The sequence below is a fragment of the Mucilaginibacter robiniae genome, from assembly GCF_012849215.1.
Lineage (GTDB): Bacteria > Bacteroidota > Bacteroidia > Sphingobacteriales > Sphingobacteriaceae > Mucilaginibacter > Mucilaginibacter robiniae.
This window is the reverse complement of the sequence record NZ_CP051682.1, coordinates 1,257,553-1,281,852: the sequence shown is the minus strand read 5'-3', so window position 1 is coordinate 1,281,852 and position 24,300 is coordinate 1,257,553. Positions and strand designations below refer to the sequence as shown.

Annotated in this window: 20 protein-coding genes; 9 read left to right on the top strand and 11 right to left on the bottom strand. The window is 39.9% G+C overall.

The window, feature by feature from the left end; translation table 11 throughout:
- The first annotated feature begins 1 nt into the window (after nucleotide 1).
- From egtB to HH214_RS05615, 3 genes are all read left to right on the top strand, one after another.
- Nucleotides 2-1,147 carry an ergothioneine biosynthesis protein EgtB gene (gene egtB / locus HH214_RS05625; RefSeq protein WP_169606404.1) on the top strand — a complete coding sequence of 382 codons (1,146 nt, stop codon included), beginning with the start codon at nucleotides 2-4 and terminating at the stop codon, nucleotides 1,145-1,147.
- A 23-nt stretch (nucleotides 1,148-1,170) separates the two neighbouring features.
- Nucleotides 1,171-2,172 (top strand): L-histidine N(alpha)-methyltransferase, encoded by a 1,002-nt coding sequence (egtD, locus tag HH214_RS05620; RefSeq protein WP_169606403.1) that lies wholly within the window; start codon nucleotides 1,171-1,173, stop codon nucleotides 2,170-2,172.
- 139 nt (nucleotides 2,173-2,311) lie between these two features.
- Nucleotides 2,312-3,121: an SDR family oxidoreductase gene (locus HH214_RS05615; RefSeq protein WP_169606402.1), complete on the top strand. Its 810-nt coding sequence runs from the start codon at nucleotides 2,312-2,314 to the stop codon at nucleotides 3,119-3,121.
- Nucleotides 3,122-3,189: 68 nt separating this feature from the next.
- On the opposite strand, the gene HH214_RS05610 is transcribed toward HH214_RS05615, so the two are convergent.
- From HH214_RS05610 to HH214_RS05600, 3 genes are all read right to left on the bottom strand, one after another.
- Entirely contained in the window at nucleotides 3,190-4,638 is a 1,449-nt protein-coding gene (locus HH214_RS05610; RefSeq protein WP_169606401.1) for a RagB/SusD family nutrient uptake outer membrane protein, read from the bottom strand.
- 11 nt (nucleotides 4,639-4,649) lie between these two features.
- Nucleotides 4,650-7,697: a SusC/RagA family TonB-linked outer membrane protein gene (locus HH214_RS05605; protein ID WP_169606400.1), complete on the bottom strand. Its 3,048-nt coding sequence runs from the start codon at nucleotides 7,695-7,697 to the stop codon at nucleotides 4,650-4,652.
- 639 nt (nucleotides 7,698-8,336) lie between these two features.
- Nucleotides 8,337-8,843: a hypothetical protein gene (locus HH214_RS05600; protein WP_169606399.1), complete on the bottom strand. Its 507-nt coding sequence runs from the start codon at nucleotides 8,841-8,843 to the stop codon at nucleotides 8,337-8,339.
- A 159-nt stretch (nucleotides 8,844-9,002) separates the two neighbouring features.
- On the opposite strand from HH214_RS05600, the gene HH214_RS05595 reads away from it, so the two are divergent.
- On the top strand, nucleotides 9,003-9,917 hold the full coding sequence (locus tag HH214_RS05595) for a DnaJ C-terminal domain-containing protein (RefSeq protein ID WP_169606398.1): 915 nt from the start codon (nucleotides 9,003-9,005) through the stop codon (nucleotides 9,915-9,917).
- Between the two features lie 15 nt (nucleotides 9,918-9,932).
- Nucleotides 9,933-10,223, top strand: a complete 291-nt coding sequence (locus tag HH214_RS05590) for a chaperone modulator CbpM (protein WP_169606397.1) — start codon at nucleotides 9,933-9,935, stop codon at nucleotides 10,221-10,223.
- 63 nt (nucleotides 10,224-10,286) lie between these two features.
- Here HH214_RS05590 and HH214_RS05585 read toward each other — a convergent pair whose 3' ends face one another.
- Nucleotides 10,287-10,781 (bottom strand): hypothetical protein, encoded by a 495-nt coding sequence (locus HH214_RS05585; RefSeq protein WP_169606396.1) that lies wholly within the window; start codon nucleotides 10,779-10,781, stop codon nucleotides 10,287-10,289.
- Nucleotides 10,782-10,906: 125 nt separating this feature from the next.
- Nucleotides 10,907-11,218 (bottom strand): hypothetical protein, encoded by a 312-nt coding sequence (locus HH214_RS05580; protein ID WP_169606395.1) that lies wholly within the window; start codon nucleotides 11,216-11,218, stop codon nucleotides 10,907-10,909.
- Nucleotides 11,219-11,353: 135 nt separating this feature from the next.
- On the opposite strand from HH214_RS05580, the gene HH214_RS05575 reads away from it, so the two are divergent.
- Nucleotides 11,354-11,530 (top strand): hypothetical protein, encoded by a 177-nt coding sequence (locus HH214_RS05575; protein ID WP_169606394.1) that lies wholly within the window; start codon nucleotides 11,354-11,356, stop codon nucleotides 11,528-11,530.
- A gap of 7 nt (nucleotides 11,531-11,537) precedes the next feature.
- Here the strand turns inward: HH214_RS05575 and HH214_RS05570 are convergent, their stop codons facing one another.
- From HH214_RS05570 to HH214_RS05560, 3 genes are all read right to left on the bottom strand, one after another.
- On the bottom strand, nucleotides 11,538-11,771 hold the full coding sequence (locus tag HH214_RS05570) for a hypothetical protein (protein ID WP_169606393.1): 234 nt from the start codon (nucleotides 11,769-11,771) through the stop codon (nucleotides 11,538-11,540).
- Between the two features lie 290 nt (nucleotides 11,772-12,061).
- Entirely contained in the window at nucleotides 12,062-12,520 is a 459-nt protein-coding gene (locus HH214_RS05565; RefSeq protein WP_169606392.1) for a thioredoxin family protein, read from the bottom strand.
- 67 nt (nucleotides 12,521-12,587) lie between these two features.
- The gene (locus tag HH214_RS05560) at nucleotides 12,588-14,354 is read right to left on the bottom strand and encodes a DUF6600 domain-containing protein (RefSeq protein WP_169606391.1); all 1,767 of its coding nucleotides are present in this window, start codon (nucleotides 14,352-14,354) and stop codon (nucleotides 12,588-12,590) included.
- Nucleotides 14,355-14,545: 191 nt separating this feature from the next.
- Here HH214_RS05560 and HH214_RS05555 point away from each other — a divergent pair, with 191 nt between their 5' ends.
- Together HH214_RS05555 and HH214_RS05550 are read left to right on the top strand one after the other, a co-directional pair.
- Nucleotides 14,546-15,508 carry an isopenicillin N synthase family dioxygenase gene (locus tag HH214_RS05555; RefSeq protein ID WP_169606390.1) on the top strand — a complete coding sequence of 321 codons (963 nt, stop codon included), beginning with the start codon at nucleotides 14,546-14,548 and terminating at the stop codon, nucleotides 15,506-15,508.
- A 115-nt stretch (nucleotides 15,509-15,623) separates the two neighbouring features.
- Nucleotides 15,624-17,150: an IS1182 family transposase gene (locus tag HH214_RS05550; protein ID WP_169606389.1), complete on the top strand. Its 1,527-nt coding sequence runs from the start codon at nucleotides 15,624-15,626 to the stop codon at nucleotides 17,148-17,150.
- Nucleotides 17,151-17,318: 168 nt separating this feature from the next.
- On the opposite strand, the gene HH214_RS05545 is transcribed toward HH214_RS05550, so the two are convergent.
- From HH214_RS05545 to tilS, 3 genes are all read right to left on the bottom strand, one after another.
- Nucleotides 17,319-19,511: a TonB-dependent receptor family protein gene (locus tag HH214_RS05545; protein ID WP_169606388.1), complete on the bottom strand. Its 2,193-nt coding sequence runs from the start codon at nucleotides 19,509-19,511 to the stop codon at nucleotides 17,319-17,321.
- 261 nt (nucleotides 19,512-19,772) lie between these two features.
- Nucleotides 19,773-20,258 (bottom strand): hypothetical protein, encoded by a 486-nt coding sequence (locus tag HH214_RS05540; protein ID WP_169606387.1) that lies wholly within the window; start codon nucleotides 20,256-20,258, stop codon nucleotides 19,773-19,775.
- Entirely contained in the window at nucleotides 20,255-21,589 is a 1,335-nt protein-coding gene (tilS, locus tag HH214_RS05535) for a tRNA lysidine(34) synthetase TilS (RefSeq protein WP_169606386.1), read from the bottom strand. The genes HH214_RS05540 and tilS overlap by 4 nt, the downstream gene beginning before the upstream one ends.
- Before the next feature lie 51 nt (nucleotides 21,590-21,640).
- Between tilS and HH214_RS05530 the strand changes: the two genes are divergently transcribed.
- Nucleotides 21,641-24,142, top strand: coding sequence for an OstA-like protein (locus HH214_RS05530; RefSeq protein ID WP_169606385.1), 2,502 nt, complete (start codon nucleotides 21,641-21,643; stop codon nucleotides 24,140-24,142).
- Nucleotides 24,143-24,300 lie beyond the last annotated feature (158 nt).

The window sequence follows — 24,300 nt, the reverse complement described above, 5'->3', positions numbered from 1 at the left end:
CATGACTTTAGCTGATCGTTACCGAGCTGTGCGCCAGCGCACCGAACAAATATGCAGCCCTTTGCAAACTGAAGACTATGTTGTACAACCCATAGTAGATGTAAGTCCGCCTAAGTGGCACATCGGGCATGTAACTTGGTTTTTTGAAACTTTTATTCTAAAACCTCATTTTATGGGGTACCAGGAATACAATCCTGATTATAACTATGTGTTCAATAGCTATTATGAAACCGTTGGTGCAAGGGTAATCCGTACAGATCGCGGTAATTTAAGCCGGCCTACAGTAAAAGATGTGTATTTGTATCGGGAGTACGTGGATGAAGCCATCTATAACTTTCTATGTCATGAACCATCACTTGAAATAGAAGAATTATTCATTTTGGGTTTAAACCATGAAGAGCAGCACCAAGAGTTGTTGTATTACGATATCAAGTACATTCTGGGACATAACCCGTTGTTCCCGGCTTATGATAGGAATTATAGCTCACCCAAAATAGAAGAAACATCGGGGTTCATCAGCATGAACGAAGGAATTTATGAAATCGGTCATACAGGTGAAGGTTTCAACTTTGATAATGAACTGAATCGGCACAAAGTATATCTGAATGCTTATCAGATCAGCACCAGTCAGGTAACCAATGCCGAATATCTAGAGTTTATTAATAATGGCGGTTATCAAGATTTTCGCTATTGGCATGCAGAAGGTTGGGATTGGGTAAAAACAAATAAAATTACTGCCCCTTTATACTGGCACCTGATAGAAGGGGAATGGTTTATTTACACCCTGCGCGGGCTAGAACCTTTAAACCTTAATGATTCGGTAATGCATATAAGCTATTACGAAGCTAGTGCCTACGCCGCCTGGAAGGGTATGCGCTTACCTACCGAGTTTGAGTGGGAAGCTGCGGCTACCCAATTTACTTGGGGTAAAAGTTGGGAGTGGACCGAAAGCGCCTATCTTCCTTATCCTGGTTTCAGCAAAGCGCCAGGTGCTATTGGCGAGTATAATGGTAAATTTATGGTAAGTCAGCAAGTGCTTCGCGGTGCCTCAGAAGCTACGCCGCCGGGACATAGCCGTATTACTTACCGAAATTTTTTTCACCCCAACCTGCGCTGGTTATTCAATGGCATCCGTTTAGCGCGTTAAACTTATACCTTACATCTTCCTACATGAAAAATACCGATAATCAGGCTTGTACAGAACAAGCCCCGTGTACACAGCCCATTCTTAATCAGCAGTTTTATGAGGATGTAGTTAATGGGTTAACATCCCATCCTAAGCATCTGGAAGCAAAATATTTTTATGATAGTGCTGGTGATAAGCTATTTCAACAGATCATGGCCTGCCCGGAATATTACCCTACTAATTGCGAGTTGGAAATATTTACGCAGCAAACCCAAGCTATTTGCGAAGCTATGATGGCTGATGGAAGCGCCTTTGATTTGATTGAATTAGGTGCCGGTGATGCTACTAAATCTACTTATTTGTTACGGTATTTACTGGAGCAGCAGGCTGATTTTACTTATATGCCCATCGATATATCGGCTAATACTATTACTTACCTGAATGCTGCTTTGCCTGGTGCTTTGCCCGGTTTACAACTGCATGGCCTCAATGGTGATTACTTTGATATGTTACAGGAAGCAGCCAAAATATCTACTCGCCGAAAGGTAGTGCTGTTTTTGGGTTCTAACGTAGGTAATATGCCGGTTGCTGATGCACAAGCTTTTTGTACTAAATTACGGCAGTACTTGCAACCTGAAGATCGGGTGTTAATAGGTATTGATTTAAAAAAGAATCCGCATACCGTACTGGCTGCTTATAATGATAATACAGGTTATACCCGGCAGTTTAATTTAAACTTGATGGAACGTATAAATCGTGAATTGCATGCTAATTTCAGTATTTCGCAATTTGAACATTACCCAATGTATGATCCGGAAACAGGTTCGTGCAAAAGTTATTTGATTAGTTTGGTTGACCAGGAGGTGACCATAGGAGCAAATGAAACTATTCATTTTAAAAAGGACGAATATATTTTTATGGAAATTTCACAGAAATATGCCGTGGCAGAAACTGATCAACTAGCTATACAAGCTGGTTTTAAACCTATACAGTACTTTTTTGATGAAAGGCAGTGGTTCTTGGATGCGATTTGGCAGGTAGTATAAAAAATATTGTTTGCACGGGAACCTTATAGTTAAAAAGCAGTTAAGTGCACAGTTAACTACCTTTTAATTGCTTTTTACAAGTCCATCTTGCTAATTTTTATTTGCTTTGTAAAAGACCGATTTAAAAGAACTTATTATAATGGAATTTTCATTAAAAGATAAAGTAATTATTGTAACTGGTGGTACCGGTATTTTAGGCGATGCATTTATTAAGGGCATTGCACAAGCCGGAGGCATAGTAGGTGTTTTAGGTCGTAATGAGAAAGTAGCTCAGGAGCGTGCCGATGCCGTAAATGCCAATGGTGGTAAAGCCATTGCTTTGATTGCCGATGTAATGAAAGAGGCTGACTTACTAACTGCTCGCAATAAAGTATTAGATACATATGGCCGTATTGATGGCTTGGTAAATGGTGCTGGCGGTAACATGCCGGGCGGTATTATTCAGCCGGATCAGGATATTTTTACCATGAACATGGATGGCATGCGCCAGGTAATGGAGCTAAATCTGTGGGGTACACTTATCCCAACTCAAATATTTGGCGAAGTAATGGCCAAGAGCGGTAAAGGTAGCATTGTTAATATATCATCTATGGCATCACAACAAGCTATTACCAAGGTGCTAGGTTATAGTATGGCCAAAGCAGCTATTGATAACTATACCCAATGGTTTGCGGTAGAAGCAGCTAACCGCTATGGTGATGCTATCCGCATGAATGCTATTGCTCCAGGCTTTTTCCTGACCGAACAAAACCGTGCCCTGCTTACTCAACCTGATGGCAGTTACACCGAGCGAGGTAACCTAGTACTTAAGAATACCCCTTTCAAGCGCTTCGGTAAAGCTGAAGAATTAATAGGCGCTTTAGTTTGGCTATTAAGTGATGCTTCTGCCTTCGTTACCGGAACTGTAATTGCTATTGATGGCGGCTTTTCAGTATTCAGTGGCGTGTAAGGATTATTAGCTTTAAATAAATAAGGCTCAAGCATATGCTTGAGCCTTATTTATTTAAAAAACAAGAATTATTGAGGTGTATATCCTGGATTTTGTGTTAAGTTCGGGTTAGCATCTCTTGCAGATTGAGGAATAGGCAGTATCCGGTGGTAATCTGTTTTTAGTACCGTTGGATAGGATACATAACCATAAGCTTGAGCTGGACGAGTAAAATCCAAATTTAAACGTGTAAGATCAAAGAAGCGTAAACCTTCAAATGCCAATTCTTTTCTTCTTTCGTTTAAAATATCAGTAATTAACTGCGCACCACTAGAAGTATAACCTTTGAAAGAAGGATCGCGCAAAATAGCTAACTGATTTAAATAGTTTTTTGCGCTGGTTTCATCGCCTGTACGGGCATAAGATTCAGCTAAAGTAAGAACAACTTCAGCATAGCGTATAATTTTAGTCTCGTCTTTATCTGTATTGGTATAATTTGGAAACTTATTAATAATCCATGCTTGTTGACCACCTCGGGTACCATTTATAATAAGAGTTCTTCTTAAATCAGTAGAGGTATAAGCATTATACAAGTTATCAGTTGCTTGTATATCGCCATAACCCGATTGAGAAAAAATAGCATCTAAACCTGTGTTGCCTAAGTTGCTTGATGCATTTTGGTTCAACTCGAATACTGTTTCGAGCTTTCCGGTTTGTGCTGCAGGGTTAGCCCAATAGCCTGTGAATGTTGCTGCTGTAGTAGCTAAACTATAGCCCCCTTTATCAACTACCAGTTTGGCAGCTGTTAATGCGTTGGCATAATCGCCTTTATACAAGTAAGCTCTTGATTCTATAGCTTTTGCAGCATATTTAGCGATATAGTCAGAATTTATGGCATGATAAGTAGTCCCGGCTTCAGGCATTAATGTATAAGCACTATCCAAATCGCTAATTATTTGGTTGTATACAGCGTTTACTGTAGCTCTTGGAAGTTTTATATCAAACCCGGTTATGTAAGAGGGTGTAGTAACAACAGGAACAGCACTAGCATTAGGGTTAACGGTATAAGGTGAACCAAACCAAGTAACTAATTCCAGATAAAGTAATCCTCTTGATGCATAAGCCTCACCCATAAGTTGATTATTATCTGCTGATGTAGCCAATTTTTTACCTTCATAAATAATCCGGTTAGCCTGTAAAATTGAATAATAGGCTCTACCATAAATATTTCCAGGTTCTGCAGTAGTAGGTATAAATTGATAATTGTTTTCCAGGAGGTAACGCCCTGAGTTAGAAACGTTCACATAGGTGTTATCAGCCAGCAAATCACCTAATACAGGTATGTCTCTGCCAAATAAAGTTGTAGCCTTCATTACGTTATACATACCATTAACAGCATCAGCCAAATCGTTTGTTGTATTAATGGAAGTCTGAACAGTTACAGCAGTACTGGGCTGCTCATCCAGAAAGCTTTTTTTACAAGCCGCTAGAGTTGACGCACCTGCAAATAATAAGTATAGTATTTTATTAAATTTCATTTTCTTCTAAATTAAAAGCCAACGTTTAAACCAATTGTGAATGTTCTGACTTGAGGGATATCTTGAGTATTAAAGCCATTAATAGGCACTTCAGGGTCAAATGGTAAACGCTTGTCATATGTTTTTGTCCATACGTTAGTTACACGTCCGTACAGATACAGTCTGCTCATGCCATATTTTTTCAGAATACTTAGGTTCTTGAAATCATATCCTAATGAAAGATTCTTCAAACGGATGTAATCACCATAGTACAAGAAGCGCGAAGAGAAGCTTGATGAGCTTGACGAACTGCCGCCACCATATACGTTTTTAGGTACATCTGTTATTTGGCCTGGAGTAGTCCATCGGTTTAACCAAGTATATTGATATTTATTAGCACCAGTAATATACGTTCCATCATTTAAGTAATATGACCAACTATCGCTGATACGATTACCAAAGTTTCCATAGAAGTCAACTGATAAGATAATACCTTTGTAGTTGAAGTTATTGCTGAATCCACTGGTGATTTTAGGATCTGCATGGCCATATGGAACGCGTGCAGCAGCACTATAGCTGGTTGTAGTAGTTGTTCTATTAGCATCTGCAAACCATAATGCATTGCCATTAGCTGGATCTACACCTGCATAAATGCGAGTATAATAGGTGTAATAATCATATCCTGTAGCTAGCCAGTAACTACCGTTAACTTGGTTGTTTTGAGCAAGCTTAGTAATCTTGTTTGCATTATACGCTGCGTTAAAGTTTACATTCCAGGTAAAGTCTTTTGTTTTAACTGGTATACCTTTAATTGTGAACTCCCAACCTTTGTTCTGCATCGCACCAATGTTTTGGTACTGTCCACTACTAAAGCCAGTTTCCCATGGAATGTTTACATTCTGAATTAAGCCATCAATCTTATTTTTATAATAATCTATATTGAATAACAATCGATCATTGAAAAAGCCAAAATCAAGACCAATATCAAACTTTTTTGACGATTCCCAGGTCAAACTTGGGTTGCCTACGGTGTTGTAAGCTTGGCCGTTTGCTAAGTTATAGTTAAATCCATATCCTGCTGTTGGCCGCCAAGTGTAGTTGCCCAAAACATTGGCATTACCTGTAGTACCATATGAACTTCTAAGTTTCAGGGTAGTAAGTATTGTTTGTTTTTTGAAGAAGTCTTCGCCATCAATATTCCAAGCGCCACCTACAGAGTAAAAGCTACCGTGATTGTTATTAATACCGAATCTTGATCCACCATCTCTTCTATAAGATCCACTTAAGGAGTACAAATTTTTATAATTAATGCTTGCTCTTGAATATATAGCATCAAAGGTGTAATTTGAGGTATTTTCTGAAGCAGTAGATGGTGTAGCTGCATTCGAAACAGCCGTTAATGTAGGCTGGGTCAAAGGATAGCCTGTAGCATAAGCTTGGTTGAAATAAGCTTTTGATCTTTGTGCTTCATAGCCAACGGTTGCATCAATATAAAAGTCTTCTACGCCATGTACATTATACCTATAATCTAATTGATTACGAACCAGCCAATTAAAATAACGGCTATAAGAACTGGTACCAGATCCTTTTAGGCTTAAAGCGTCTCCCATGGTGGGGTTCAGAAATGTAGTTTCTTCATAAGTTTGGTAGTCAACGCTTGCATATCCCGTATATTTTAATTGATCCCAGATATTCCATTTAATGGTTTGGGCACCTAATATACGCACGTTGCCTAATCCTCTTTTATCATTAGCAGCTATATATAGCGGGTTAGAGTTAGAGGAAGCGGGAAAGTTACCGTTACCGGTAGTGCTAGAATTAAGGCTACCATCTGGGTTATACGCTAACTGAAACGGCCTCAGAAAGTATGCAGAAGCTAAAGGACTACTGTAGTAAGCGCTGCCCTGCAATGGTGCATTTTGTAGAACACTAGAAGCGTTTAAATTGGTTGAAGTCGAGAAGTTTTTGTTAATGGTGTGATCCCAATTTAGGGTACCGGTAACTCTGTTCAAATTTGATTTTAGCACTGTTGCTTCCTGTCTGAAGTATCCAAATGATGAAAAAACTCTGTTCTTCTCATCACCAGTAGTTAACGAAACATTGTATTGCTGTTGAGTGCCTCTTTTAGTTACTAGATCATACCAATTATTCCCTGCGCTGTTTAAGGCATAACTATTGTCTAAAGTCGCAATTTGAGCTGCTGTATAACCAGCGTTAGCAAATGCTTCGTTAAACATAGAACGATATTGATCTGGTGTTAAAATTTTACCAGCTTGTGGTACTGGTAAATTAGAGCTTACACCGGCTTCTGCATCAAAACGAATTTGGGTTTTACCGGCACGTCCACGTTTGGTGTTGATAACGATAACTCCGGCAGAACCACGTGAGCCGTAAATAGCCGTGGCAGCAGCATCCTTTAATACAGTAAAGTTTTCAATGTCGTTTTCATTTATACCTGCTAAAGGATTAAAGGTTCCGCCACCTCTTTGTGTTGGATCGTTGCTTCCATTAATAATCATACCATCAATTACATACAAGGGCTGAGATGCTGCAAGACTGGAAATAGAGCTTATGCCACGAATACGAACTTGGTTTAAAGCGCCAGGCTGACCACTATTGATTTGCACGTTTACACCAGCAACTTCACCTTGTAAGGCTTGCTGAATGGTTGAAAATGGTTTGTTTTCGTTTTCGGCACCACTTACCACACCGGCAGCACCAGTGTAAGACTTCCTGGATTGCGTACCATAGCTGTCTTTAATTACTACGTCAGATAAAACACGGGCATCAGCTTTTAGCCTAACCGGTGGGAATGCACCTGCAGTAACGATTATTTGTTGCGCGGTAAAGCCTACATAGGTAAATACTAAAACTTGACCAGTTGAAGCATTTAATGTAAAAGTGCCATCCCCATTTGTTAGAACACCTTGTTTGGTACCTTGAAGAGCAACTGATACACCAGGTAACGGCTGTCCATCATCAGCACTGGTTACTGTTCCTGTAATCTTTCTGCTTTGGGCCATTGCATAATTTATTGCAAAAGCACTTAATGTAAGAAGAATAAGTAAAATTTTCTTCATTTGTTAATTTGTTAGTTAGTTAATCCTCTAATTTAGGTATGTTGTAATAATTTAAAAACTTTTAAGGTAAATAATTTAAGATTTGTTAGCAGAATACCTTGTATTGTGGTTAGTTGTGTGTAATTATGATGAATTTTTATGGTTTATTTTCTGTATTTGTATTTTTGTACTTTTAAACATGGTGTTTAGTTAAATGAAATATGTCTTTTTGCTTTAAATAATTGTTTTGTTCTGGAAAGAAGGATGCTTTAACTTCTGCTTTAAATGAAAAAGCTTAAAAATTGCGGCGTAGATTAAAGTGCAATAATAGAATAGGGTTCTAAATGATACTTCTATTATGCAACTTGATTGTTATGAGAAGACAGTTAACGTAGTAGCGAATGCTATTACAAGAAAGGTACACTAAACATTGTGACCAGAGTTTTTGATAACAGTATTAGTATGTACAAGATAGTTTGTTGTAGCTAATTTTGCTGGATGCAAAATCAGTGAAAGACTGTGTAGGTCCCTTAAATAATTAATGCTATATTCCTTATACTGTCTTTAGTTACAATGGTAAAAAAAAAGCATAGGATTTTAGGTAAGCAACTGCATTGCGTTGCCTTTAACATGTTTATATACGTTCGGATTATGTACTAATTACAATAATTTGTTATCATATAACAACAGATAAATCCAGGTAATTACAAAAATTACAGGTATCATAAGGGGGGATATACGCTGAAAGGTACGTTCCCAGCGGTTACCATTCAGCATAGGATAATAGCCTTCCTGCGAGCTGCCATTAGTGTGCTCTTTATAATTTAACCGTAGTTTGCGGATATAAAATAAACCAGCTAATACATCAATAAGGGTAAATAGGGCAACTAAAAATGCGGCTATCGGGAAAATAACAGCTAGCATCTGTTGTTTTTTAAATAGTTCGGGTGTAGGTGCTTTAGCTGTTACCAGCATAGCATACACATTAAAAAAGAACGACTGACCAATAGATAGCCATATTACTCGCTGATTAACAGCATTATCATGATGCTCAATCTGAGCACGGCTAACTATGTATAGCTGTGACAGCTTTTGTTCTTCTTTCGGTCCTTGGTCTGTTGGTAAACTATCTGTTTGTTTTTTGTTATCGTTTTGAGGATCTGCCATAATGTAATAAGTGTATTGTAAGCAGCTATGTAACAGTAGGTATAAAGGTTAGTTTGTAATAAAGTAGTTTTAATAAAAAAGAAGCTTTGGTATGACAACTATATTTGCCTGCTACTTGTTAAAACCATAATACTGCAACAGCAGTTATTATGAATAACTATGGCTTTTGTTGATTATTATAAAATATTAGGGATAGATAAGACAGCCAGCGAAAAAGATATTAAAAATGCTTATCGTAAGCTGGCTCGAAAATACCATCCTGACCTGAATCCGAATGACTCGGAGGCAAACAAAAAGTTTCAAGAACTAAATGAAGCTAATGAGGTATTAACTGATCCCGAAAAACGGAAGAAGTACGACCAATATGGCGAGAATTGGCAACATGCCGAAGCTTATGAACAAGCCCGACAGCAGCAGCAACAAAGTCGTAGCTATAGCGGTTATAGTGGCGGTGGTCAGGATGGTGGCTTCAACTTCGAATCGTTTGGTGGTGATGGTGGAGATTTTTCCGACTTTTTTCAATCTATGTTTGGTAGTGCTGGCGGTGCCGGTAGGCAACAGGTACGTTACCGTGGGCAGGATTATAATGCCGAATTGCAGCTCTCCTTACAGGATGCTGCTACTACGCACAAACAAACATTAACCGTTAATGGCAAAAACATACGCATTACCATACCTGCTGGTGTTGAAAATGGCCAAACTATTAAAATTGCGGGCCATGGCGGTGCAGGAGCCAACGGCGGCCCCATAGGTGATCTGTATATTACCTTCCTGGTAGCTGATGATCCACGTTATAAGCGCAATGGCAATGATTTGCTGGCTACTGTAAAAGTTGATTTGTATACCGCTATGCTGGGTGGAGAAATTACTGCCGATACTTTGACCGGGCAAGTAAAAGTGAAAGTGAAGCCGGAAACGCAAAATGGTACTAAAGTTAAACTGAAAGGAAAAGGTTTCCCAATTTATAAAAAAGAAAATGAAGCAGGCGATTTGTATATAACCTATGAGGTGCAATTGCCTACTAACTTGAGCCCTCGGCAAAAAGAGTTGTTTGAAGAGTTGGCTAAATCCTGATTAAATTAAGTTTTTATGAACCATGAGCATTTAACTGCTGCAGATGAGTTTTGCAGCTATCATCATATTGAAGCCACATTTATCCGATCACTGGAAGATGCCGGATTGGTGCAGATTACCGTAGTAAATCAAAGCCGCTTTATACCTGAAAGCCAATTGGCTCAGTTGGAGCGGATGGTAAGGCTACATCGTGAATTAGATATTAATCTAGCGGGTATTGAAGCTATAACGCATTTACTACAAAGGGTAGAAGCTATGCAGCTTGAAATGCAGGGCTTACGTAACCGTTTGCGGATTTATGAATAGGAAAAGCTAAAAGAATTAGTTAATAAAGCCATGACGAGGAAATATTTGACATGGCTTTATTGATTAAGCAGGTATAACTAAAGAGAGTTTATCTTTACGTCCAACCTTCTCGGTATTAAGCTGTCCTTTGCTTTTCAGAGTTGATAAAATGCCTGAGATTTGTTTGCTGATTTTTTTAGCGTCAGATTTCGGCTCATATTGTGCCATGGTATTGGCAATATCTTCGTTAAAGCCAGATCCTATTTCATTCAAGGCAAAAGCAATTTTAGCGATGATAGGTAAATCATCTGTATATTTTTCAGGTATTTCCAACGGTTTGACAGAAGCTGTTGCAACACCGCTTGCATCATTGGCTTTGCGAGACGATTTAACAAACTCTTCTGGCGCGGAATCTATTTCTTCATCATCAGCCTCTGACTTAGCTTTGCGGCTACGTGAGGTATGATAATCATTAGTAAACGCACTTAACAAGTTTTCAATCCGCTTAGCCTCGTTCTGATGAAACTTTATTTTTTCTTTTAGATGATGAATAATGTCTTTCTCGGTAACAGTTGCCATGTTGTTAAATTCAGTTTCGCTTTATATATGTTTTTATAGAAAGTTTATATCATACTTCATAGTACAATAATGTAATAGAAGGCCCAAGCTATAAGAAACTGTAAAATAGCTTTAATTTCTTTGTACTACATGGCTACGCTATGATCTGAGCGGGGATCTTCTGGTAGAATTTCCATTTCCGGATGCTCAATGTAGTCAGCATACCATTGTATGGCACTAATTACATCTAAGGCATCATCGGGCGTAATGTTTATAGTTTCAAAAGCATAAAGCTTTTTACCAGCATAACCATAAAGTTGTATTTCATTAGGGTCAGGCGAAAAGCCTTCTTCTGTTACACAATAAACTTTTACTTTCAATGTAGTATCTCGTGAATGGATAACGTCACGGCAAGCATCATGAGGATCGGTAGCTAAAAGATAAACGTTGTTTTCCATGATATTGTAACAATAGAACTATTATATAGTTTAACAACCGTAATGTTTAACCTGTTTAATAGCTAGTAAGATTTAAGTGAAAGGCTAAATGCTAAATTCAGAAACAATAAAGATTGTTTTTTGTCTTTTTCAGGTATGAAGAAGGTGATAAAATTATCAGCGTTTATAAGTGCACTTACGCTATTGTTAAGCGCATGTCACGAAAATCCGCACAATACATTTGGCGGACCATCTAACTTCCCGCAGGACACTGCGGCTCATCAGCGCGATACTTCCTTAGTCGGAACTCGTACTGATGGCCGGGAACAGTAAGTAATTGTTAAACTCTTGTATGATCGGCTTTACCATTTCGTCGGGTAGCCAAGTTAAAAGTGGCACCTAAGAATAGTAAAATAATGCCAGTGTACACAGGCCATTGGAATGACTTATGGCCTCTATAATCAACCGTAATCGGTTTTGAATCGGCTACGGTATTAGCTTGTTTGTAAAAGAAACCGCCCGCAATTAGCAGCACAGCCCCAACAATAATCAAAATGATGCTTATCCTTCTCATGGTTTCTGTTTTAAAATGTAACAGCCCCAAATACAATCAGTTTTATTTAATATGAAATGTATGCATTATAAACTTTGGAGAGGGTTGTCTGGGAAAGAACGCCACGGTTTGTGGTTTAATTTCTACAAAGCATGTGTCTTTATAGCTGGGTGGAGCAGATTTAAACTTGAAAGCATTTCTTAACTGATGGTATAAAGTTTGCCTATATTAAAATGCCCTACTCAAAGGGCTGTTTTTCATAGGTAGATGTAGAGTCGGAAATACTGCGAGAGTAGTTCCGGCTTTTTTAGTTAAATGCCTTTGTCCTTATCTAAAGCTTGTTGCCCGAACCGCATTAAATCCTGAGCGCCCAAATAACCTACTGTACCTAAAACGGGTTTGCCTTGTGCATTAAAAATAATTAGTGTAGGATAAGCTTGTATTTGCCACTGTTGTGCTAATTGTGGGCCTAATCCTTTTTCCATATCTATAGATACGTTAATGAAGTTTTGGTTGAAAAATGCAGCAGCTTTATTGTTTTTAAAAGTAGTAGCTTTTAACATTTTGCAGGGGCCACACCAAGTAGCATAAGCATCTACAAAAACGTATTTGTTCTGCGCAGCAGCTTTTTTCAAGGCCTCGGGCCAGGCATCCTCAATAAAATTTATTTGCTTGTCTTTTTTGGGTGGCTGTTCTTGGGCACATCCAACTAAAGCCCAACTGCTGAACAAGCACCAACACATTAATATTTTAAATAAAACTCTCATCATGGTAAAACTTGTATTTAAGGGTAAGTTACAAAAATAGCATCTTCAAACTGAAGATGCTATTTGTCTATTATGGATGCTGCTCCTGCGGAGGTCTTTGTTGCTGCTGACGTTGCGGGTTCTGCTGCTGTTGTTGATTTTGTTGCTGACGTTGTTGCATGTGTTGTTGTCTTTGCTGTTGTTGTTGCTGCCACTGCTGTTGACGCATTTGTTGTTGCTGCTGATTTTGCTGTTGCATCTGCTGCTGGCGTTGTTGATCAAATTGTTGACGTTGCTGTTGGTTGTTTTGTTGTTGTTGGTTTTGTTGCTGCCACTGCTGCTGACGCTGTTGCCATTGTTGCTGCCTTTGCTGCATCATTTGCTGGCGTTGCTGATCAAGTTGTTGCTGGTTCTGCTGCTGTTGATTTTGTTGTTGCTGTGAATTTTGCTGCTGACGTTGTTGATCTTGCCATTGTCGGCGTTGCTGGTCAGCTTGTTGACGCCATTGTTGTTGACGCTGCTGATCAGCTTGCTGCTGTTGATTTCGTTGTTGGTCTTGCTGCTGGCGCTGTTGATCAGCTTGCTGCTGCTGATTTTGTTGCTGTTGCCGTTGCTGGTCAAACTGTTGTTGATTAAACTGCCGCTGCTGATCGCCTTGTTGTTGGCGTTGCTGATCTGACTGTTGCTGCCGCTGCTGCCATTGCTGACTCCTTTGTTGCATTCTCTGCTGATCTATTTGCTGCCGCTGTTGTTGCCCAAATGATTGATTAGGCTGCTGCCCATTTTGTTGCTGATTGCGGTCGAAGCCACTGCGGCTAGGCTGATTGTTAAATCGATCACCGTTATTAAAACCACCCTGGCTATTGTTGCCGTTATTAGGCCGGTTAAAATTATTATTGTTATTTGGTTGGCGGTTATAATCACGATTGCCATTGTTGATGCGTACCATGTTACGATTTGAAGCATCATTGCTGCGGGCAATATTAGCTAACCTATCGCTATTGGTTGGGTTAATACCAAAACCCATGTTGCGATTGGCAATGCGGTAGTTCGGGTTATTGTTACGGTATGCTGCGGCATCAACCACACGTTCTGGACGAGCATCGCCTGAGCGCCTCACCATAGGACGGTATAAGTTCAGCCGGTTGTTATCGAAAAATGCACGGGATGGTCGGTTCATACTATTGATGTGATATATCTGTATACGATTGTGGCTAAACCGTTGCATATCAGCTAAACCTGGCCCACCTAAATACCGGCGGTTACTATAACTGTAATAATTATTAATTGCGCTGGAGTTCCTGAAAATAGTTATTACCCTGGCACGTGGTACATAATAGTTGTAAATACCCGGGTCGTTAATGTATGCTTGTGGTGCAAACACCCAATAGCTATCGGGTGTATCATAGCTATTATAACCACCATAAGCGCCATCAGTGTTATCATTAGGGCCTAGTGGAGCCCAACCGTAGTAGCCATCACCACTGCGCCAGTTTACCCAAGCCGGTGCCCATTCGGTATCGGGTATCCATTCCCATCCGTAATAGTCATCAAATCGCCAGCGGCCATAATGGAAGGTAGCCCAGCCCCATGGGTAGTCAGATACCCAAGTGTTACCATAATCGGTCATTACCCAATGCCCATTGGTGGCATAAGGCCTGAAATCCTGATCTACGTCGGGCACCCATACGCTGCCATAATCAGGGTCATCTATCCAAGTACCATAAGGCTGTAATTGGTCGTAAAATTCCTGAAATGTTATTTCATCATCGCTCTGAGCTTTAGCGCAATGAGGGAGTGCCAGCAGGAAGGTAAATGCTATACTGCACAAGCCGATATAGTGAATTAGCTTTCTCATACTTATTGGATTTATAGGTTTGTAAGGTTTGGACTTGTAAAAAGCTAAAGCGTTTAACAGCTGGTATTGTTTTCCTGGGTGCTGGTAAATTGTAGTTCTGCACTGGTAGTTAACAAAAGAAATTCAGCTGAATTTCTGTGTATGTAATCTGAATTAAATAATTTTACCAATTATTATTAAAAAGAGTTATTATGAGCACAGTAAATATTCCGCGACTCGATTTAAACACCTATATCAACGGTGATGCCGAAAGTCGCAAAGCGTTTTCGGATGCTATAGGTAAGGCTTTTAATGAAACCGGCTTTGTTACCATAGCTAATCATGGATTAAGCAAGGAGCTGATTGATAAATTATATGAGCAGGTGAAAGCTTTGTTTGCTTTACCCGAAGATGTAAAGTTAAAATATGAAAAGCCTGAATTAGCTGGTCAGCGTGGTTATACCAGCAAGGGGAAAGAAACTGCCAAAGGTTTTAAAGTGCCTGATTTAAAAGAATTTTGGCAAATAGGTCAAACTGTTACCGACAATGATCCAGTTAAAGATCAATATCCTCAAAACGTACAAGTAACCGAGCTGCCAGAGTTTAATACCGTAACCCGCGAGATTTATCAGAAGCTGGAAACAGCCGGAAAATCTTTGCTGGAAGCTATTGCTACTTACCTTGGTTTGCCGCAAAATTACTTTGATGATAAAGTACACAATGGCAACTCCATATTACGTACATTACATTATTTCCCAATTGAGAACCCGGATGCTGTACCAGCTGATGCCGTACGTGCAGGTGCTCACGAAGATATTAACCTAATTACTTTATTGATTGGCGCCAGTGCCGATGGTTTGGAAGTACTAACCCGCGACAATGAATGGTTCCCAGTAAAAGCACATGGTGAAGATATTGTGGTAAATGTAGGAGATATGCTGCAACGTTTAACCAACAATAAGCTTAAATCAACAACGCACCGGGTAGTAAACCCACCTAAAGAAAAAATGAAAGAATCACGTTATTCAGTGCCTTTCTTCTTACATCCAAAGTCAGGCATGGATTTGACCAGTCTGCCTTCAACCATTGATGAGCAACACCCTAAGCTGTACAGTGACATGACTGCCGGTGAATACTTAGACGAACGTTTACGTGAGATTGGTTTAAAAAAGTAATTTAAAATTTAGTTCTGACTCAGGTCTTATTAAAGGTTATAAATTGCACAAAAAGAGGCTGTCTCATAAGGGACAGTCTCTTGTTGTTTTAGGATATTTTTGGTATCTTAAAGGCATGGGAGGCAAGATAGTCTTTAAGGAATATGATCCAGACCAGTTAACGTTTTTACCGTACAAACTGGAGGAACTGGTACCGACAGGTCATCCGGTCCGTATCGTTAAACAGGTCGTGGACACGGTAGATGTCAAACCGATCAACCGGAAGTACAAAGGCGGCGGGGCGTCAAGTTTCCATCCCCGGCTGATGCTGAAGCTGCTGGTTTACGGCTATCTGACCAATACTTATTCCTCACGCAAACTGGAAGAACAGGCGGCACAGAACGTACACTTCATGTGGCTTTTAGGGATGAAAAAGCCCGACCACAACACCATCAACCGTTTTCGCAGCGAGAAGTTGTCAGGCGTCTTAAAGCAGATCTTCTCACAAATCGTGTTGCTGCTCGAGCAGGAAGGTATCGTATCCTTGAAAGAAGCCGTTTTTACTGATGGTACCAAGATCGAATCAGCGGCGAACAAGTACACCTTCGTATGGGGCAAAAACATCAAGGCGAATAAAGATAAGATGAAAGCCCAGCTTGATGAACTGTGGGGTTATGCGCAAAGCATTGCCGCCGAAGAACTAAAAGATACAGCGCCCTTGGAATATAGTGAGATCAACCCGGAGAAAGTAAAGGAAACCATCTCAAAGATCAATGCAGCCTTAGATGATAAAGAAGACGTAGACAAAAAAGTAAAGCAAAAGCTGAACTACGCAAAGAAGCACTGGCCGGAGAGCCTGGCACGGTATGACGAGCAGGAAAAGTTATTAGCCGGCCGTAACAGCATGTCAAAGACCGACCCGGATGCCACCTTCATGCGGATGAAGGAAGACCATATGCTGAACGGACAACTTAAGCCGGCCTATAACCTGCAGATATCCACCCAGGAGCAATTCATCCTTAATTATACCCTGCATCAAACCTCAACCGATTACCAAACCTTGTCTTCCCATATTGAACAATACCAAGCCTTATATAAAGACCTGCCCAAAGCCATTGTTGCCGACGCCGGCTACGGATCGGATGAGAACTACGGTGTGTTAGCGCGAAAAGGCATTGAGGCTTACATCAAATACAATACGTTCGATAAGGAACAAAAGGACGGTATCAAAGCGTTCAGTAACGACAGCCTGCATTATAACGAAGCGGAGAATTACCTTGTTTGTCCGATAGGTCAATGGATGGCGCATATCGGTAACGGTCAGCGAGTCACTTCATCTGGTTTTGTACAACTGATCAGCCGTTACCGTGCCCAGAACTGTGAAGGTTGCCCGATGCGTGGTGTTTGCCATACTACACAGGGTAACCGGGTCGTTGAGATCAACCACAGCCTAAGACAACATAAACAGGCAGCCAAAGAACGGTTGAATACAGAACAGGGTATCAACCTCAGGAAACGAAGGCCGGCCGATGTGGAACCGGTATTCGCCCAATTAAAGCATAACCATGGCTTCAGACGATTCCTGCTGAAAGGGATGTCCAAGGCCGAGGTCGAAATCGGCTTATTATCCATCGCACATAACCTAAGAAAATGGAAAACCTGAAAACAAGCTTTTTATAGACTTTTAGAACCTGTTAGAATCAATCCCCCGGTTCTTAAACGGCTGCTGACATCTTTCACTCAACCTTCCAACCAAAAATCATAACTAAATAAAAAACCGCCTCATATTTGACTTATGAGACGGCCTCTTTTTGTGAGTTAAAACTAGTTATTAAATTTTAACGCCAAAACCAACATTAAAGGTAATGCCATCAGCAGGTAATATGCCAGGTCCTGGTAAAATGGTGATTCTACGAGTAAAGTATTTAGCGTTTAAAAGGTTGTTGATATTGCTGAAAACATGATAATGCTGCAAAAAACTATAGTTGAACGACCAGTCAAAAACATGATATGCTGGTACGATGCCACTTAGCCCAGTAGGGTTAAATACCGTATTGTTGGCATCGGTGAAGTTTTTGCCTACGTAGCTAAACTGCAAAGTAGTGCTAATATGCTGGTTCAGGTAAGTTAATCCAGTACGATTAATCCAGGTAGGAGTACCTTCAAGCCAATTACCATTTAAGCTGATATTAGTACTGCCAGCAGTAATTGAACCACTGGTGTACCGGGCATGATTATAAGACAAGGAATTAAATAATCTTATATCCTGTACCGATTCTTTGTCAAACAATTTCCATAAAGACAGCTCCGTAAACATCTCAATGCCTTTTGCTACGCCATTACCAATGTTCGTAGTGTAAATGTAGGTTTGTTTGTTTGCGTTTACTTCAGTCAGGTTACCAATACGATTTCCATAATAAACGTAATACAAATCAAAATCATAGTTGAATATATTGTTGATGTTACCCCGATAGCCTAAATCGGCACTATAACCACGACTGTCTTTCAAGTTCGGATCTACTATAGCTAAATCATTACCCGGAATAATGTTGGCATATGAAAATGGTCGGTAAGCTTGTGAAATATTACCGTAAAGCTGGCTGCTATTGGTAAGTTGATACTGTAAACCTGTTCCAAAAAGCGGGAAATGGCGATTGTTTTTATACGCTACATAATGAGTTGCATTATCAATTACACCATCCATACTGGTGTTAATGATTTCATATCGGGCACCAGGGGTTACTGAAAAGCGCGAAGTAATCTGGAAAGTATTCTCGGCAAAAGCGGCATAATTGTGCGTATGCAGATTTAAGGCTATACCATACGGGTTCACTAAGGTTAAGTCGTAGTCAGAACCGGTAGTGCCGGTGCCTTTTTGATCCCGTTTGGTACCTTCTATAAAATACCTTAAGCCAGAAGTAAAGGTACTGGTTTGATTGCCTAGTTGGTAACGAGTTAAAAACCGGGCTTCTGTAGTAAAGCCGGTATAGTAATCACGATCAACCTGGCGCGGATTATAAGTGTTTAATTTTTTGTTAACTGTATCAGCAACGTTAGGGTTATTCAAGAATTGTACACTGTTACGTTCGCCAATTATAAAATGTGAAGTGACTTCCAGTTTACTTCGTTTACCTAAATTATAATTAAATAGTAAAGCAGGTATATTAATTTCCGGATCAAAGTAATTACGCGAGCGGGTAGATTGTTGTCTATCTGCATTAAACTGGGCATCAGTTAAGCCGCCCGCGTCCTGCTCCCGAAAGTTTACCCTCGAAAATTGCAGGGCAATGCTACCTTTTGCGTTAAACTGGTACTTTAAGTTGCCATAAAACCACTGCCCGTTAAAAGCCGAGTTTTTACGCCAGCCATCACCAGTACGACTAGCAAAATAACCATAGTAGCTCCATTTGCCGCTTTTCCCACTTACCGCATTAAACGAGTTGAAATAATGGTTAGAACCTGCGCTTTGCTCACTTTCAATGCCTAATACTTTACTAGTGTCACCTTCTTTCATTTTGTAATTCACCATGCCACCAAACTGACTGCCGAATTGTAATGCAGCTGAGCCACGTACAATTTGTATTTCCTGCACAGCTTGAAATTGGGGTACATAATGAGCTTCAGGATAGCCAAACAAATCGGAGTTGGTGTTATAGCCATTCTGGCGTACGTTGGTTTCATTAGAACGATGTGTATCAGTACCCCGGGTGCCAATATTTACCTGAAAGCCATTGCCGCTCATTTCCCAAACATTCACTCCTGGAACTGTAGCAAATATGGTTCTGATGGTGCTATTTGCCAAATTGGCTCTGCCCGCATCAGGCGTTATGGTAAAGGTTTTTTTTCCGGCAAAAATGTAGGTGCCACTTACATCAGGCAGGTGCTTAGCCCGGCTTTCCCGTATCCTGATACTATCCAGTTGTACGATGCTAGTGTCATTATCTTTTTTGCTTTGTGCAGCAGCGTAGCGGTTAGTTAAGGTGAATAAAGAAGTAAAAATAAAACCTGTGTAAATTAGTTTCATAGGCTAGTGGAGTGGTTATGAATTAAGTGCTATAGAAAAGTTGTTAGTGGAAGTAAATGCCACCAATGCATAAATTCGTTATTCATGAGCGTATATAACGTTTAATGTGATGTATGGTTTTATGATCGTCTTCAATATAAAGTTAGCTTATTTATAAGCTTAGTTCCTGATGTAGATTGATACCGGAAGATTTGGAAATAAATTAATAAAAAATGTAGCTGTTGTACGGCAATGTTTAATGTCAGAGCCGCATATTAAGCATTACTGTTGCATTTCGCTTTGTATTGCCCGTAAAAACTCATTAGGGTGCTGCGAACCAATAATGTAAACCAAACCATCACGATCAATAAGATGTATAGCTTCATTACCAGCAGTATAAAACCGGATAGTCCCTTTTTTATGCAGATTATAAACCGGGTTGTTAAAAAGATAACGGCTGTAACTACCAATTTCGACACTTACAATGCTGTTTAAATCAATCTTTACCAAACGGGTAGTCCACAAACCATCCAGCAAAATGCTTTTGTTTTGTACTTGAGTCCGGAAGTGCAGAACAAAGCCCAAAACAATCGACACCAGTAGTATCGTAAAGCCAACCACCGCCAGCAAATCAGCTGTTTTGTCGTTATTATCAGTAAAGCAATAAATAGCAAAACATAGTATAGCTAGCATCAGCCGTATGGTAATAGGTATCCACTCGCGCCCTAAATACTGTTTCTCTGTAAAAACCGGTTTTGTAGATGTCATGATTTCGATAGTTCGAATATAGTAACTTTTTGGGTATCGGCTGTTATTTTGTAGCGGTTATCCAACCGATAGCCACTTACCCAAATGATATCACCATTACCATTTATTAGCAAAGGAATTTTGGTTTTTTGATATAAAGGCACTTTTTGATGAATAAAAAAGTCGCTTAGCTTTTTATGAGTATTCATACCCAGGGGTATAAAAAGATCTCCTTGTTGCCAGGTGCGTATTATTAGTGGATAAATTAATAAACTAGTATCAACTGCAGCAATCATGAGGTTGCGGCTAACAGTTTCTACTTTATCACTATGAGTTATATGCAAGGTGTAATTACCGGAGCTAACGTAGCTATCCTGTACTGTAATGCTGGTGTATTGTGTAGGTTGATGTATTTTAACGGTAAGAATCAACCGATCACGATCGAGCAGCAAGGTATGGGTAGGGGATGCAAATGTTCGACCTGAATGCTTGCCTAAAACGGAAATTAAATCATCTATCACAGATTCTGTAAAACCATAAGGCTTTAACAAATTAAATAATAATAAATGTTGTGGATGTAACTGCTGAATAGCTGCCAGGTTGATCTGTAGATCACCATCTATTTCTGTAAAAAGCTTCTTTCGGTACTCCTCAACTTGTTGATTAAGTAATTGTTCCAGTTCTGTAAAATGGCGTTGGTTCCGTTCAAAGGTTTGCTCCAGGTTGGGGTTTAACTCTTTCAACCTAGGTATTACTTCGTGCCGTAGTTTGTTGCGGGCATATTTTACCGAACTGTTTGAACTATCTTCCCGATAAGCAAACTGATTTTGCTGTATTAACGTATCAATCTCGGTGCGGGTTAAAAATAAGAGTGGCCTTACCAACCGTCCGTTAAGGGCTAAGATACCGTGTAAGCCGGCAATACCGGTACCACGGGTTAGGTTTAGCAATATTGTTTCAATTGTGTCGTTCTGGTGATGAGCTAGCGCAACTACGTCATATTGATGAAGTTGCCTGATTTTTTCAAACCAGGCATAGCGTAACTCTCGGGCTGCCATCTGTACCGATACTTTATGTTGCTGTACATAAGTAATGGTATCAAAATTTGTGGTGTGGAAAGGTACTTGCAGCTCAGTAGCCAGTTGTTGGCAAAATTGCTGGTCAGCATCAGCATTGGCTCCGCGTAGCTGAAAATTACAGTGAGCCAAACCAAATGTGTACCCCGCTGCTTTAAGCAGATGTGCCATCAGTACTGAATCCATACCGCCGCTTACGGCTGCTAGTATGCGGCTATCGGGAGTAAACAGCTGATTTTGCTGTATAAAGTGAGTAAAGCGTTGAACCGGCAGCATGGTCAAAATTATTTAATTTAATTACCGTAACCAAAAAACTAATTTTGCTGAGTGATTAAGCATCTGTTAACCTTTCTGTTATTGTTCACAGTACTGGCCGCTGTTAGTCAGCGAAAAACTGCCCAGCCCAAAAAAGCTACAGGGCAAAAAAAGTCTATTGTGCAGCTAATCAAATCGGCCAGCACACAAGGCATCAAGATAAATGGTGAAGATGTTTACAAGGTATATAAAGGTACCTTTCAGCAGGAGTATTCTATACTGAGTTCAGATAGTGCTTACTTCTATCCGCAAAAAAATGCTTTTGATGCCTTTGGACATGTACGTATTAAACAAGGTGATACCTTAAACGTGTATTCTGATAAGCTAAATTATGATGGTAATACCCATACAGCTCTGCTTACCGATAATGTGCGCCTGGTGGATAAAGATGCTACGCTAAGTACCAACTATTTAACTTACAATACAGCTACTCGTACCGGTACCTACACGGGTGGTGGTAAACTGGTAAATAAACAAAATACATTAGTAAGCCAAAACGGCTACTACTATGCCAACACACGCGATGCCTATTTTCGGTATAATGTTGTACTAACAACAAATGATGCCGTAATTAACACCGATACGCTTCGGTACAACTCCGGTTCGCGTATTGCCTACTTTTTAGGGCCTACCAACATTATTGGCAAAAAGGATAAAGATAACTTGTACACCGAAAATGGTATTTATAACACTATTACTGAACAAGCCTCTTTTGGCAAAAAGAATTTATATACTCAAGGTACCAAAACTTTGAAAGGGGATAGCTTATTTTACGATCGTCTGAAAGGTTACGGCCGGGCAGTAAAAAACATCACCTTTAATGATGAGGAACAAAAAATAACCATGCGTGGCGATTTGGGTACTTACTACAAAGCCGATGAGCACACTGTTGTAACCAAAAATGCTTACGTTATTATTGTTACTGAAGAAAAGGATACAACCAAAACTGATTCTACCGTAAGACCATTAACACCAACGGGCAAAAAAAGCAAACCTGCTACTGTTAAGAATACGCCTCCGCCTAATACTATACCGGTAAAAAGTATAAAAGCTACTGCGAAAAACCAATTACCTGCCAATGTCAAAGATAGCTTACTAAATGCAGTGCGTACCAGAGTGCCGGTTCAGATTAAAGATTCCCTATTAGCCAATAAGCAGGTTAAAGCACTAGCACAAGCTAAACCTGGTTTGCCGGCGAATGTAAAAGTTCCGGCACCTACCAACGCGCAGATAAAATCAGTAGCGGATGAGGCAAAAAAACTGTCTTTGGCAGATACCTTGAAAGGTAAAGCAATTACAGGTAAAAAGCCCAAGACTAGTACACCAACAGATACAGTTAAGCTAGCTAAAGCTCCCGCTAAAACCAAGCTGGATTCAATTTATATAGGTGCTGATACTTTGGAAACAAAGATTATCACCTACAAGGCTCAAAAAGATTTACAAGAAAAGATGCGGAAGGCTGGTATTAAAGATACCACTTTCAAAAATAAAGCAACAACTGCAGTACCTACCAAAAAGAAAATACAGCTATCTACCGCCAAGAATCTGATTATGCCGCCGTCACCATCAATCATTCGGACGGATACCAGCTATTATCATCGAGATTATTTTGGTTTACCACGTAAACAGGCAGTAGATACTACACAAAAAAAGAAGGCAACTCCACCTAAGGTAGTTAAAGCATCTTCGCTTAAAAAACAGACTTTAGATTCTGTTTATCTAACTCGCGAGATTAACCTGAGTGATACCGCACGAGTTCGGATATTGAGTGCGCATCATGATGTTAAAATATTTAAGTCGGATTTACAGGCTGTATCTGATTCGATGTTTTACAGTAATAGTGATTCGATTATGCGCTGCTATGTTCATCCTATGTTCTGGACACAAGGTTCGCAGCTTTCCGGTGATACCATTCATTTGCAGCTGCAAAACAAAAAGCTGAACAACATGAATATTTTTTTGTCAGGCTTTATCGTCAATATTGAAAATAATGATTCGACACACTTTAACCAATTAGCAGGCAAACGCATGCGTGGGTATTTTGTAGATAACAAGTTGCAACGTGTGTTTGTGGATGGTAATGCTGAGAGTATTTATTTCAACCGGGATAGCGGAAAAGTTACCGACATGGTACGCTCCCTGGGCAGTCGTATCCGCATCAACTTTAGAGATAATAAAGCCGTTAACCTGGCCGTTTTTACAAAACCTGAAAATAAATACGGTTCTTTAGAAAGCTTTCCAGAAGATGACCGTATCTTAAGAGGGTTCATTTGGAAACCCAAAGATCGACCTGTGTCTAAAGACGCTGTTATTCATCGTACAAGACGTAAACTATCGGGAGAGAAAGAGGCACCTGCTAAAACGCCTTCGCATAGCAGTTCACCACCAGCTAAAGGTGGTACACCGCCACCAGCGCTTCCAACTAAGGGGCAGCCTAGGCTTAAACCTCCACCTAAAGATTCGGTAAGTACTAAGCCAGCGGTACGTGATACCATAAAGGCCGTAAAACCGTAAAAGAAACATAAAAAGCAAGAAGACCATTGTTCTGCTATCGCTAACAATGGTCTTCTTGTTTATAGCGTAATGTTTAAAAATGTGGCAAAATTTGTAGCGTATTTCTAACAACAGGTGTTACTCTTCTAATTGCTGCAAGTAGGTATTGAAGCCAGCCC

What these genes read in the sequence shown, in the direction of transcription:
- HH214_RS05595 (WP_169606398.1), top strand. Translation starts at nt 9,003, where the DNA reads ATGGCTTTTGTTGATTATTATAAAATATTAGGGATAGATAAGACAGCC.
- HH214_RS05585 (WP_169606396.1), bottom strand. Translation starts at nt 10,781, where the DNA reads ATGGCAACTGTTACCGAGAAAGACATTATTCATCATCTAAAAGAAAAA.
- tilS (WP_169606386.1), bottom strand. Translation starts at nt 21,589, where the DNA reads ATGCTGCCGGTTCAACGCTTTACTCACTTTATACAGCAAAATCAGCTG.
- HH214_RS05580 (WP_169606395.1), bottom strand. Translation starts at nt 11,218, where the DNA reads ATGGAAAACAACGTTTATCTTTTAGCTACCGATCCTCATGATGCTTGC.
- HH214_RS05555 (WP_169606390.1), top strand. Translation starts at nt 14,546, where the DNA reads ATGAGCACAGTAAATATTCCGCGACTCGATTTAAACACCTATATCAAC.
- HH214_RS05575 (WP_169606394.1), top strand. Translation starts at nt 11,354, where the DNA reads ATGAAGAAGGTGATAAAATTATCAGCGTTTATAAGTGCACTTACGCTA.
- HH214_RS05610 (WP_169606401.1), bottom strand. Translation starts at nt 4,638, where the DNA reads ATGAAATTTAATAAAATACTATACTTATTATTTGCAGGTGCGTCAACT.
- egtD (WP_169606403.1), top strand. Translation starts at nt 1,171, where the DNA reads ATGAAAAATACCGATAATCAGGCTTGTACAGAACAAGCCCCGTGTACA.
- HH214_RS05540 (WP_169606387.1), bottom strand. Translation starts at nt 20,258, where the DNA reads ATGACATCTACAAAACCGGTTTTTACAGAGAAACAGTATTTAGGGCGC.
- HH214_RS05565 (WP_169606392.1), bottom strand. Translation starts at nt 12,520, where the DNA reads ATGATGAGAGTTTTATTTAAAATATTAATGTGTTGGTGCTTGTTCAGC.
- HH214_RS05590 (WP_169606397.1), top strand. Translation starts at nt 9,933, where the DNA reads ATGAACCATGAGCATTTAACTGCTGCAGATGAGTTTTGCAGCTATCAT.
- HH214_RS05545 (WP_169606388.1), bottom strand. Translation starts at nt 19,511, where the DNA reads ATGAAACTAATTTACACAGGTTTTATTTTTACTTCTTTATTCACCTTA.
- HH214_RS05600 (WP_169606399.1), bottom strand. Translation starts at nt 8,843, where the DNA reads ATGGCAGATCCTCAAAACGATAACAAAAAACAAACAGATAGTTTACCA.
- HH214_RS05570 (WP_169606393.1), bottom strand. Translation starts at nt 11,771, where the DNA reads ATGAGAAGGATAAGCATCATTTTGATTATTGTTGGGGCTGTGCTGCTA.
- HH214_RS05560 (WP_169606391.1), bottom strand. Translation starts at nt 14,354, where the DNA reads ATGAGAAAGCTAATTCACTATATCGGCTTGTGCAGTATAGCATTTACC.
- egtB (WP_169606404.1), top strand. Translation starts at nt 2, where the DNA reads ATGACTTTAGCTGATCGTTACCGAGCTGTGCGCCAGCGCACCGAACAA.
- HH214_RS05615 (WP_169606402.1), top strand. Translation starts at nt 2,312, where the DNA reads ATGGAATTTTCATTAAAAGATAAAGTAATTATTGTAACTGGTGGTACC.
- HH214_RS05550 (WP_169606389.1), top strand. Translation starts at nt 15,624, where the DNA reads ATGGGAGGCAAGATAGTCTTTAAGGAATATGATCCAGACCAGTTAACG.
- HH214_RS05605 (WP_169606400.1), bottom strand. Translation starts at nt 7,697, where the DNA reads ATGAAGAAAATTTTACTTATTCTTCTTACATTAAGTGCTTTTGCAATA.